This window comes from Sphingomonas sp. 28-62-11 (genome assembly GCF_002278865.1).
Taxonomy (GTDB): domain Bacteria; phylum Pseudomonadota; class Alphaproteobacteria; order Sphingomonadales; family Sphingomonadaceae; genus Sphingomonas.
Map to the genome: position 1 here is coordinate 24,606 of NZ_NCGB01000029.1, position 11,489 is coordinate 36,094.

13 protein-coding genes and 1 tRNA gene are annotated in these 11,489 nt (G+C 63.3%); 5 read left to right on the plus strand and 9 right to left on the minus strand.

The genetic code is table 11. From position 1 onward, the window contains the following. Positions 1–18: 18 nt before the first annotated feature. The 6 genes from B7Y49_RS11080 to tkt form a co-directional block, all read right to left on the minus strand. Complete coding sequence (locus tag B7Y49_RS11080) at positions 19–225, minus strand: cold-shock protein (RefSeq protein WP_374127653.1); 207 nt, start codon at positions 223–225, stop codon at positions 19–21. A gap of 111 nt (positions 226–336) precedes the next feature. Beyond that, on the minus strand, positions 337–516 hold the full coding sequence (locus B7Y49_RS11085) for a hypothetical protein (RefSeq protein ID WP_374127654.1): 180 nt from the start codon (positions 514–516) through the stop codon (positions 337–339). Positions 517–653: 137 nt separating this feature from the next. Further along, positions 654–1,814, minus strand: coding sequence for a phosphoglycerate kinase (gene pgk / locus B7Y49_RS11090; RefSeq protein WP_374127665.1), 1,161 nt, complete (start codon positions 1,812–1,814; stop codon positions 654–656). 23 nt (positions 1,815–1,837) lie between these two features. Beyond that, the gene (locus B7Y49_RS11095; protein WP_374127655.1) at positions 1,838–2,314 is read right to left on the minus strand and encodes an MOSC domain-containing protein; all 477 of its coding nucleotides are present in this window, start codon (positions 2,312–2,314) and stop codon (positions 1,838–1,840) included. A 1-nt stretch (position 2,315) separates the two neighbouring features. Continuing rightward, positions 2,316–3,326, minus strand: coding sequence for a type I glyceraldehyde-3-phosphate dehydrogenase (gene gap / locus B7Y49_RS11100; protein ID WP_374127656.1), 1,011 nt, complete (start codon positions 3,324–3,326; stop codon positions 2,316–2,318). A gap of 13 nt (positions 3,327–3,339) precedes the next feature. Continuing rightward, positions 3,340–5,304, minus strand: coding sequence for a transketolase (tkt, locus tag B7Y49_RS11105; protein ID WP_374127657.1), 1,965 nt, complete (start codon positions 5,302–5,304; stop codon positions 3,340–3,342). A 154-nt stretch (positions 5,305–5,458) separates the two neighbouring features. On the opposite strand from tkt, the gene B7Y49_RS11110 reads away from it, so the two are divergent. The 4 genes from B7Y49_RS11110 to B7Y49_RS11125 all read left to right on the plus strand — a co-directional run bounded on the left by B7Y49_RS11110 (position 5,459) and on the right by B7Y49_RS11125 (position 6,928). Beyond that, complete coding sequence (locus tag B7Y49_RS11110) at positions 5,459–5,644, plus strand: hypothetical protein (protein ID WP_374127658.1); 186 nt, start codon at positions 5,459–5,461, stop codon at positions 5,642–5,644. Next, positions 5,644–5,973: a cell division protein ZapA gene (locus tag B7Y49_RS11115; RefSeq protein ID WP_374127659.1), complete on the plus strand. Its 330-nt coding sequence runs from the start codon at positions 5,644–5,646 to the stop codon at positions 5,971–5,973. The genes B7Y49_RS11110 and B7Y49_RS11115 overlap by 1 nt, the downstream gene beginning before the upstream one ends. A gap of 191 nt (positions 5,974–6,164) precedes the next feature. Continuing rightward, entirely contained in the window at positions 6,165–6,722 is a 558-nt protein-coding gene (locus tag B7Y49_RS11120) for a 5-formyltetrahydrofolate cyclo-ligase (protein WP_374127660.1), read from the plus strand. Beyond that, entirely contained in the window at positions 6,719–6,928 is a 210-nt protein-coding gene (locus B7Y49_RS11125) for a DUF2842 domain-containing protein (RefSeq protein WP_374127661.1), read from the plus strand. Before B7Y49_RS11120 ends, B7Y49_RS11125 begins: the two co-directional genes overlap by 4 nt. Here B7Y49_RS11125 and B7Y49_RS11130 read toward each other — a convergent pair. From B7Y49_RS11130 to B7Y49_RS11140, 3 genes are all read right to left on the minus strand, one after another. After that, positions 6,925–7,635 carry a class I SAM-dependent methyltransferase gene (locus B7Y49_RS11130; RefSeq protein WP_374127662.1) on the minus strand — a complete coding sequence of 237 codons (711 nt, stop codon included), beginning with the start codon at positions 7,633–7,635 and terminating at the stop codon, positions 6,925–6,927. The two genes, B7Y49_RS11125 and B7Y49_RS11130, sit on opposite strands and share 4 nt — an antisense overlap. A gap of 41 nt (positions 7,636–7,676) precedes the next feature. Further along, positions 7,677–7,753 (minus strand) — tRNA-Asp (locus B7Y49_RS11135). An 82-nt stretch (positions 7,754–7,835) separates the two neighbouring features. Further along, complete coding sequence (locus B7Y49_RS11140; RefSeq protein ID WP_374127666.1) at positions 7,836–9,011, minus strand: AI-2E family transporter; 1,176 nt, start codon at positions 9,009–9,011, stop codon at positions 7,836–7,838. A 155-nt stretch (positions 9,012–9,166) separates the two neighbouring features. Between B7Y49_RS11140 and glpK the strand changes: the two genes are divergently transcribed. Beyond that, positions 9,167–10,654: a glycerol kinase GlpK gene (glpK, locus tag B7Y49_RS11145; RefSeq protein ID WP_374127663.1), complete on the plus strand. Its 1,488-nt coding sequence runs from the start codon at positions 9,167–9,169 to the stop codon at positions 10,652–10,654. Positions 10,655–11,489: the final 835 nt, after the last annotated feature.

Consider the following 11,489-nt stretch of genomic DNA (forward strand, 5'->3'; position numbering starts at 1 on the left):
CCTGCCCCCCTTGATCAATTACGCTGCGGAGAGATTGACCGCAGACATCTTGCCGCGGCGATCCTGCTCCAGCTCGTAAGAAACGCGCTGTTCCTTGTCGAGCGTGCGCATGCCAGCTGCTTCAACGGCACTGATGTGCACGAAAGCATCGTTGCCGCCGTCCTCGGGTGCAATAAAGCCATAGCCCTTGTCGGCGTTGAAAAATTTCACGGTGCCAATCGGCATAGTCGTAGTTCCTTGAGTAGATCCGGCGCCACGTTCTTGTGGGTCACACCGGTTGGGGCCGATATTGAGAAGACGGCGTGTCGCCCGGCCCCGGCCGACGCGCCGAAACGGCTAGCAGGACGTCGGCAGTGCCGGCGCCTTGCGGAAACGGTAACGAGCATGCTTCTCCGCGATCAGCTCGGCATAGCCGCGCGCCAAACCAGCATGCGCGGCCCGCGCGCTGCGGCTCTCGGCACGCTCTGCGTTGACGAGCGATATCTGCTCACGCCGGAAAAGATAATTGAGATCCACGAACACCGCTCCTCAGGGACTTTTACAGGGAGCGCACAGGTCTCTCAGTCACGGGAGAAGAAGATGGGGTACTCGAGTGATGGCGAAGGCATAGCACAGCTTGCCGGGAAAGTCGCATCAATAGTTCGGAATGGCGATCAACCGTGCAAAAGCGCCGCTACACCGGGCAGCGTCTTGCCCTCCATCCATTCGAGAAACGCGCCGCCAGCGGTGGACACGAACGTGAAATCTTCGGCAACGCCCGCCTGGTTGAGCGCGGCGACGGTATCGCCTCCACCCGCCACCGATACCAGCGAACCGCTCTGCGTCAGGGCAGCTGCGGTCCATGCCAGTGCGATCGTCGCGGTATCGAACGGTGGCGTCTCGAACGCGCCGAGCGGCCCATTCCACACCAGCGTCCGGCAGGTCTTGAGCACATCGGCGAGCGCCTCGGTCGCAGCCGGACCGATATCGAGAATCATCTCGTCGGCCGCCACCTCATGGACATTCACCGTCCGCACCGGCGGATTCGCACGGAATTCTTTTGCGACAACCACGTCGTAGGGCAAATGTATCGTGCAGTTTGCGCGCTCGGCGGCAGTGAAAATGCCTTCCACCGTCGCGATCAGATCATGCTCGCACAGCGACTTGCCGACATCGACCCCGCGCGCTGCCAGAAACGTATTTGCCATGCCGCCGCCGATGATCAGGTGATCGACCTTGTCGACCAGATGGGTCAGCACATCGAGCTTCGACGACACTTTCGCCCCGCCGACCACGGCCGCGACCGGATGCTCGGGCTTGCCCAATGCCTTTTCGAGTGCATCGAGTTCGGCTTCCATCGCGCGCCCCGCAAAGCTCGGCAGCACATGGGCTAGCCCCTCGGTCGAAGCATGGGCGCGGTGTGCGGCGGAGAAGGCATCGTTGACGTAGAAGTCACCTAGCGCGGCAAAGCGGGCCACTATGGCCGGGTCGTTCTTTTCCTCACCGCCGAAGAAACGGGTATTCTCAAGCACCGCGATATCGCCGGGAGCCAGCTTGGCCACCGCCGCGGCGTCGCCCTCCCAATCGACATAATGGACCGGACGGCCAAGCACATCGGCATACGCCGATGTCACCTGCGACAGCGAAAACTCGGCGCTTGGCACTTTCGGGCGGCCGAAATGGGCGAGCACGAGCACAATCGCCCCGCGATCTGCCAGTTCGGCCACGGTCGGCACCGTCGCGCGCAACCGGGTATCGTCGCTCACCGCGCCATCGACCATCGGTACGTTCAGGTCTTCGCGGACAAGCACGCGCTTACCGGCAATGTCACCCATATCGTCGAGCGTGCGAAACCCCTTCAACCCACCGTCTCCATCACCATTTCGACTTCAATCGTATCGCCGATCGCGATGTCTCCGCCACTCAGCACCCGCGTGCATACCCCGCCGCGCCAATCGAGGCTGAGCGCAGCCTGCAGGCCCGGCGCCAGCGCATCCATCCGGCTGCACGGATCGCATTCGACCATCACCATCAACCTGACATCGCCGATCCGCAGCACCGTGCCGGGCACCTGCGGCAGATCGAGCCCGTCGACCAGGATGTTCGCGCGCCGTGCCGACCAGGGCAGATCGATGCCGATTTCGGCCGTCGCTTTATCCCAGTCTGCCCGTTCGATCAGCGTCACTTGCCGTCGATTGCGCCCGCCGGGCTTGAAGCGGCCCTTGCAATCGCCCTCTACCCCGCGTTCGGGCGTGATCATCGCGCGGCTGATCTCCTCGATCGGCGCGCGCGAATAGGCGTGGCGCGCCAGGCCTGCGATCACGCCCTCTGCCATGTTAGAGAAACGCCGCCATCGCCTTGGCGGTATCGACCATGCGGTTCGAAAAGCCCCATTCATTGTCGTACCAGCTCACCACGCGAACCAGTTTGCCGTCGATCACAGCCGTTTCCAGGCTGTCGACCGTCGACGATGCCTGATCGTGCATCAGATCGATCGAAACGAGCGGCTCATCGGTATAGGCGAGGATGCCCTTAAGCGGCCCGCTTTCGGATGCTGCCTTCAGGATCGCGTTGACCTCTTCCTTAGTCGTGTCGCGGCCCGGCGTGAAGGTCAGGTCGACCAGCGACACATCGGGCACCGGCACGCGGATTGCCGAACCATCGAGCTTGCCCTTCAGTTCGGGCAGCACCTCACCCACTGCGCGCGCTGCGCCGGTTGTGGTGGGGATGATCGACATCGCGGCTGCCCGCGCACGACGCGGATCGCTGTGGACCTGATCGAGGATCTTCTGGTCGTTTGTATAGGCGTGCACCGTCGTCATCAGCCCGCGCTCAATGCCGATCGCGTCGTTGAGCACCTTGGCGACCGGCGCGAGGCAATTGGTGGTGCAGGATGCGTTGGAGACGATCACGTGATCGCCGGTCAGCTTGTCATGGTTGACGCCGTAGACCACCGTCAGGTCGACACCCTTGCCGGGTGCCGAGATCAGCACCTTCTTCGCACCGGCATCGAGGTGCTTCTGGCAGCTTTCCCGATCGGTGAAAAAACCCGTGCATTCAAGGACCAGATCGACCCCCAGTTCCTTGTGCGGAAGATTCGCCGGATCACGCTCGGCAGTCACGCGAATGCGCTTGCCGTCCACGACCAGATCATTGCCCTCGGCCGAGACCGATCCGGGATATCTGCCGTGCACGCTATCGCGGCTGAACAGCCAGGCATTCGCCTTGGCATCGGCCAGATCGTTGATCGCGACCAGTTCGAGGCCCGTATTGCCCTGCTCGAGCATCGCCCGTGCGACGAGGCGCCCGATGCGCCCGAAACCGTTGATCGCTACCTTGATCGTCATCGAAATAACTCCGTCAGTTCTGTAATTTGGTAATGATCTGCGGCACGATTGCGTCGGCCGTCAGCCCGAAATGCTCATAAAGCGCGTCGATCGGCGCAGACGCACCAAAGGTGTCGATGCCGAACCGCAGCCCGTTATCGCCTGTGTAGCGTTCCCAACCCAGGGTCGTTCCTGCTTCGATCGACACGCGCAGTACATCTGCGGGCAGCACGTCCGCCCGGTACGCTGAATCCTGCGCATCAAAGCGCGACCAGCACGGCATCGACACGACATCGGCACCAATCCCCTGTGCTTCGAGTGCCGCTGCGACCGCGACTGCAATCTGCACTTCGGACCCCGTGGCGATCACGACCACCTGGCGTGCTGCAACCGCCGACCGCAGCCGATACGCGCCCTTTGCGCTCAGCATGTCGCCGCCTTCACGCAGTTGCTGCAAATTCTGGCGAGTTAGCGCGAGCAACCCAGGGCCATCCTGCTTGGCCAACGCCAGCGCCCAGCATTCCGCTGTCTCGACCGAGTCAGCGGGGCGATACACATCGAGGTTCGGGATCATCCGCATGCTCATGACATGCTCGATCGGTTGATGCGTCGGGCCGTCCTCGCCGAGCCCGATCGAATCATGCGTCATCACATAAATGGCCCGCGTGCGCTGCAGCGCCGATAGCCGGATCGCCGGACGGGCATAATCGGAGAACACCAGGAAAGTGCCGCCATAGGGGATCACGCCGCCGTGCAGCGCCATGCCGTTCATCGCTGCGGCCATGCCGAATTCGCGGATGCCGTAATAGACATAACGTCCGGCATAGTTGTCGCGGGTCAGCGGGGCTTGCACCTTGGCCTTGGTGTTGTTCGATCCGGTAAGATCGGCCGATCCACCGACCAGCTCGGGCATTGCCGCCGCCAGCCCTTCGAGGACGAGCTCGGATGCTTTGCGAGTCGCGACCGAGGCGGGCATCTTGTCCCAGGTCGAGAATGCCCAGCCCGTCGCGTCCTCGAGGTCGACAGCGCCTGCTATCCGGCGGCTGAATTCGTTAAGATCTAAATGACTTGCGAGCCGCTGCGTCCACTCAGCCTGAACCCCGGCACCACGAGCGCCAAACTCGGTCCAGGCAGCTTTAATCTCTGCCGGAATCTCGAACGGCGCATGCGGCCAGCCAAGCGTTTCGCGCGCCGCTGCCACCTCAGCGCCGCCCAGTGCAGCACCGTGGGTAGCCGACGTGCCCTGCTTGTTGGGCGCCCCCTTGCCGATGATCGTCTGGCACCGGATCAGCGATGGGCGCGGATCAGCAAGTGCTTCCTCGATCGCGCGGGCCACATCATCGCCGTCATGCCCGTCGCATTCAGCGACATGCCAGCCCGAAGCCCGGTACCGCGCCGGAATATCCTCGCTCGACGAAAGGCTGACCGCGCCGTCGATCGTGATCTTGTTATCGTCCCACAGCACGTTCAGCCGACCGAGACTCAGATGCCCGGCGAGGCCAACCGCCTCATGGTTCACGCCTTCCATCAGGCACCCGTCACCAGCGACCACCCAGGTGCGGTGATCGACCAGATCGTCGCCGAAGGTTGCATTCAAATGCCGCTCGGCCAGTGCCATGCCCACCGCCATCGCGACGCCCTGCCCCAACGGCCCGGTCGTACATTCGACACCCGCCAGCTCGAAATTCTCGGGGTGCCCCGCACAGGGGCTGCCGAGCTTGCGGAATTGGCGGATGTCGTCGATCGTTGGCCGCGCATAGCCGGTCAGGTGCAGCAGCGAATAGATCAGCATCGATCCGTGCCCAGCCGATAGCACAAAGCGATCGCGATCAGGCCAGCGCGGATCGGCAGGGTTGAATTTCAGATAACGGGTGAACAACACCGTTGCCGCATCGGCCATGCCCATCGGCATGCCAGGATGCCCAGAATTTGCCGCTTCTACGGCGTCCATCGACAGCGCGCGAATGGCATTGGCGAGATCGGTCGGCGTAACGCCCATCGGATTCTTCCCGGATTGCCGGCAGGCGTCCAAAACGCAGCAGAAACCGGCAGGTGAACAATGACGCGCGTCTTTGCGGTGGCGGGGCCGCGCCGTCAACCTTGTGATCGATTCGCAGCTTGCCGTGCGGTGCCGCCATGCTAGGCTAACGCCCATGGTCGACGCGCAAACCCAGTCGGCAGCGGATCGGATCGATCGCGCTCTTGCCCGAATCGAGGCGGCCCTTGCTGACCGTCCTGCGCCTGACGACACCCTGGCCAAGCGCCACGCTGCCCTGAAGCACAGCATGGCTGAGGCCGTGCGCGTGCTCGACGGCGTGCTCGCCGATCGCGCCGAATAATGGCCGAAGTCGTCCTGTCGATTGGCGATCGCCAGCACCGCATACCGTGTCGGGATGGTAGCGAAGATCAGTTTCGCCGGATCGCCACGAAGCTCGATTCACGCTGGGCCGCTGCCGAACGCGCCTCGGGCGGGATGAACGCCGAACGATCGATGCTCTATGTCGCGCTGATGCTCGCCGATGCGTTGGATGAAGCCGAACGACGTGTGGCCCCCAGCGACCCCGCGCAGATGGCGACGCCCAGCGCTGACCTGCCCGATCTCGAACGATTGGCCGATCGGCTGGAGGCAATTGCCGCCGCCCTTGAGAAACCACCCGAAAGCGCCTAAATGCATACGCGGCGGGTACTGCCCGGTACGAGCTTCACGAACATCCCTGAGGCGATTATTCTTCCTAGGGGGCTGTCCCTTCGCGGATCCTGGTCCGAGAACATGGTCCCCACCTGACGTTACTGGCGTCAGAGGATATTCAGGCAAACGGCCATGGTGGTCCCGCCACTCCTCCCGGCCGGGAGAATGAAATGTCGCATCGTTTGAAGGCTGAATTGCGCGACGATATGCGGCGCAAACGGCTAGCCTATGCTAAAGTCGGGCCGCCGATCATCCCGCCGCATGATTATCTCGATCGATTGACCGGTCGCGGCACCATTGCCGGTTACATTGCGATGCCTGGCGAGGCGGACCCAAACATTCTGATGATTGCCGCCCGCAACCGCGGCTGGACGGTCGCGCTGCCTCATATCACCAGCCGCGCCAACCCGATGCGCTTCCTGACCTGGCATGAGGGCGATCTCCTCGTTGCGGGACCGATGGGTGTGCGCCAACCCGATGCCGATGCCGAACCAGTCGAACCAGATATCGTCCTCACCCCATTGCTTGTGTTTGACCGGGCGCTCAACCGGCTGGGCCAGGGGGCAGGCTATTATGATCGTGCCTTTGCTGACCTTCCGGCGGTATTGAGGATCGGCATCGCCTGGTCCATCCAGCGAGTCGATGCGTTGCCTGTCGACCCGTGGGATGTTCCGCTTCACGGCGTCATTGATGAATATGGCTGGAACCGTCCGGAGCAGAACTTATGACCCCAAGCTGGCGTAAACCTGCGGGCGCGCTGATCATGATCGCCTCGATTTTCATCTGGGCGGTGCTGATTGCCAGCCTGGCGGACACGATTTCGGGCTGGCCCGTGGGGGTGCAGATGGCGTTTTATGCCTTTGTCGGCATCGTCTGGATTATGCCGATGAAGCCTCTGTTGCTGTGGATGGAAACCGGGCGCTGGCGCGTCTAGTCACGCTGCCATTCCATCACATGAGCGTAGGGCACCCGGCGATAGCGATCGGCCTTGGCGTGATCGCCGCCAGTCGGCGCAGGTTCCTGAAACAGCGTCAGCCGCAAGCCCGCATCGATCAGCAGCGACATATAGGTCGACATAGGGCGGTGCCAGTTGACCACATCGATACCTTTCCAGGCCGCTCGAACGGGTCGAGCATCGAGATAAGCGTCGATGGGAAAGTCGCGCGGACGGCCGCGCCAGTCGGTGCGCCATCCGCGCCCATCATTGGCCGTATTGAAACTGTTGAGGTTGGCAATCAGCAACGTCCCCCCCGGCGCCAGCACACGGGCGATTTCGGCGATGGCGGGCTCGATATCGTCGATGTCGATCAGGCTTAGATAGGAAATCACGAGATCAAAGCTCCTATCGGCGAAATCGAGCCCTTCAGCATGACCGACCCGATAATCACCCCGAGCATCGCGGCGCTTTGCTTCGGCAATCAGCGACGGCGACGGATCGATGCCCGTCGTACTGCCGACAAGCGGGGCGATCAGCCGACAGAATCGGCCCTCACCGCAGCCGACATCGAGCGCGCACTGAAAGCCCCGCCCCTCGATTCGCGCCAGCATGGGAGCGTCGAGAACGTAGCGGCGCGTGAAATCACCCGCGTCGCCTTGTGATGCGATCCAGGCAGCGGCGGATTTTTCCCAGGCGTCGCTCATCCTGTGGTCGCTCGCCCCGAAATGTAATGAATTGCGCGCTATGGCGCGAGTGACGGGGCTCGAACCCGCGACCTCCGGCGTGACAGGCCGGCGCTCTAACCAACTGAGCTACACCCGCTTGTAAAGCGTGAGGCGCGGCAACTAGTTTAGCTACCGGGCAGTGTCAACCGTCGAGAGCGCGATCGCCAACAGGCTTACCCCTAGGGACTCCGCGACGCCCGCTCGTCGCGTCGCCGCTGGTGATCGAGCGTGCCGTGTTCAAACAGGAATCCGGCGATATCGGGCTGCCCTGCTGCGCCGATCACTGTCTGCAGGATGATCAGCAACGGCACCGCCAGCAGCGCACCCGGCGTGCCCCACACCCACCCCCAGAAGCTCAGGGAAATCAGGATCATGATCGGGTTGATCGTCAGCCGGTGACCGACGATCAGCGGGGTGATCGCGTTCGCCTCCACCAAATGCGCGCCAATGACGATGAAGGCGGGTATCAGCGCCACCCACAGATCGCTGAACACCATCAATCCGCCCAGCGCGAGCAGAAGCGCCGCGACGATCGGTCCGAAATAGGGCACGTAATTGAGCAGCGCGACGATGCCGCCCCACATCAGCGGATAGGGCATCCCCATCAGCCACAGCGCAAACGCCACGAACAGCCCGAGCGACAGGTTGATCGCGGTGATGGTGCCCAAATAAGAGGACGTATCGTCGACCACGTCCTGGATCACCCGGGCGGTCGCCATCGCGCCATCAAAGCTCGACCGGCTGGTGATCGTCCGCCGCCGCAGCCGAGTCCAGCCCGACAGGAAGAAGAACACCACCAGGGTGCCGAAGAAAATCTGGATGAACACGGTCGGCGCGGCGCTGGCGATCAGTTCGATCAGCGAGCGCGGCGGCACGTTGGTCGCCTGTGCCACGCTCGCCATCTTTTCGGCGCCGCCTGCCGCCAGCCGCATCGCGGTATCATCGACATATTTGTTGAGGCTCGAATAGAGATCGAGCAGCGGCTTGATGTTCATCTGAATCTGCCCGATCTTTTCGGGTAGCTGGCGGAAAAACTGCGCGGCGGGCACGATGATCGCGGCGAGCGCGATGTTCGCCGCCGCGAGGAACAGCAGCACGCAGAGCAGCGACGCCAGCGCCGCGGGCACGCGCCGCCGCTCCAGCCATTCGAGCACAGGCACCAAAGCCACCGCGATTACCAGCGCCGCGGTGACGGGCAGGAAAAACTCCGCCCCCGCCTTCAGCGCAAACGGCAGTGCCAGTGCCAGCCCGAGCCCGGCGATCAGCGTCAGCGAGGCGAGCAGCCGATCACGCCGCAATGTTTCCGCATCGAGCGCGCTTGCCCGCGCATCAGGAGCCGGCACCCCTACCCCCATCACCGGCGCCGCCGCCGGGGCTCGCGGGGCAGCGTTCACCGACGCCGCCGGTGCGGGCTGATCGTCGGGGGCTGCTGCCATGGGTCCGGGCGTGTCTTCCATGATGCTTCTCTAGCGGCATTCCACTCGCTTGTAATCCCGGCTAGCGTGCCCCCATGAGCGACCTGATCCTTGTCATCGATGAAGGCACCACCTCCACCCGGGCGATGGTGTTCGACCCCAGCGGTACATGCCTGGCCACCCATGCTGCTGAACTGACGCAGCATTATCCGCAGCCCGGCTGGGTGGAGCATGACGCCGCCGAAATCTGGGAACGCACTTTGGCGGTGACTCAGCGAGCGATCGACGCGGTCGGCGGCGGCGAGAAAATCGCGGCGATCGGCATCACCAATCAGCGTGAGACGGTGGTATTCTGGGACAAGACGACCGGCGAACCGCTCGCCCCCGCCATCGTCTGGCAGGATCGCCGCACCGCGAGCATCTGCCGTGACCTGAAGGACGCGGGGAATGAGGGCGCGGTGCAGGCCAAGACCGGGCTGCTGCTCGATCCCTATTTCAGCGGCAGCAAGATCGGCTGGGCGATGGCCAACTGGCCGCAGCTGGCCGAGGCGGGCGACAGGCTGGCGATCGGCACGGTCGAAAGCTGGCTCGTCTGGAAGCTCACAGCCAATGAAAACCGGGGCGGCCTCCACATCACCGATGCGACCAACGCCAGCCGTACCGCGCTGATGGCGATTGGCAGCGGCGGGTGGGACGACGGGCTGATCGACCTGTTCGGCGCGCCCGCCCGCGCGCTGCCCGAGATTGTCGACTGCGCCGGGCGCTATGGCGAGACTACGCTGTTCGGCGCGGCCATCCCGATCTGCGGCATGGCGGGCGACCAGCAAGCGGCGACCATCGGCCAGTCCTGCCTTGCCCCCGGCCAGACCAAGGCGACCTTCGGCACCGGCGCGTTCATCCTCACGCAGGCGGGCAGCACCCCGCCGCTCTCCCGCCACCGACTGCTCTCCACCGTCGCGTGGCAGCTGGGCGGCAAGCGGGCCTATGCGCTGGAGGGTTCGGTGTTCGTGGCGGGCAGCCTGATCAAATGGCTGCGCGACTCAGTGGGCCTGATCGGAACCGCGGCGGAGACCGAGGCGCTTGCCCGCAGCGTGGCCGATAATGGCGGGGTCTATCTGGTCCCGGCGCTATCCGGCCTGGGCGCGCCGTGGTGGCAGCCAGAGGCGCGCGCGAGCATCTCCGGCCTCAGCTTCACCAACACCCGCGCGCACATCGTCCGCGCCGCGCTGGAGGCGATGGCGCACCAGGCGCATGACCTGAAAACCGCGTTCGCGGCGGACGGGGTCGACTGGGCGAGCCTTCGCATCGATGGCGGCATGGTCGCCAACAACTGGATGGCGCAGGACATGGCGGACATCCTTGGCATCACCGTGGAACGCCCCGCCTTCGCCGAGACGACCGCGCTGGGCGCCGCGATGCTGGCGGGCGTGGGGAGCGGGCTGTTCAGCGGGCTGGAGGAAGCCAGCGCCATGCGCGGCGCGGTGGAGGTGTTCGAGCCGGGCATGGACGGGGATACGCGCGAGGCGCGGCTGGCGGGGTGGCAGCGCGCGGTGGAGAGCGTGGTGGGCTTGGCCGGGGCGTAAAGTTGCGGGGGTGAAGTTGCGGAAGTTGCGGGTTGCCATCGCTTTTTTGCAGGCGGGCGCGGTGTGGGGGTGATGGGGTAGTTTGAGGGTGCTCAAAGGTTATGAAGGTTATGACCTATTGGGAAAAATTCGGTCGCGTATGGGGTGAGGCGCGGATCGAAGCGATCGACGGATTGGGAGAGAGCGACGATGGGAAAGAGCGTTGTAGCCACCCTAAAGTGTAGACGATGGATACATATCAGAATGGGGGCTTGTAGGAAAGTTTTGCACTAAACTGCTGGTTGATCCGTTGGATCAGTGGACCAAATGGTTTGGCCGATGTTGGGCCGTTTGCGGAATGTCGGCTTTTGGGACGACTCGCAGGCTTAGCGGACATTCGTCTGGCCGTCCGGGCTCGGCAGCTTCCGACCCATTTTAGTCATTTAGAAATCAAGTAGACGTGCTCAAAAGCGGGCCGACAGTTTCCCGTGTGGTAGGAAGGGGTTGATCATTCTCTCGGCTGCATGGTTCATGGCGGACGTACCGCAAACTGAATTTCGCCGCGACCGACCCCGGTGAGGCTCAGCTACACATGGAGCTGCAAGAGCCCGAAAGCACCCATAAGTCCGGGCCACAATTTCGCGGACTTAAGGCACGTAAAGCCAAAGTCCGCTTAAATCGAAACAGCTTGTCTCGCGGCGCTACGGGACTTAGAAAAACGGAGCCTCAATTCGAACGATCGGAATGATGCATAAAAGTTGACGTGCTCCCCTGAAACTCCGCCAGTCTGAGCTAGAGTCCTTCATGAAGGAGGACGACGATGAAGCGCAGCAGATTTACCGAGGAGCAGATCATA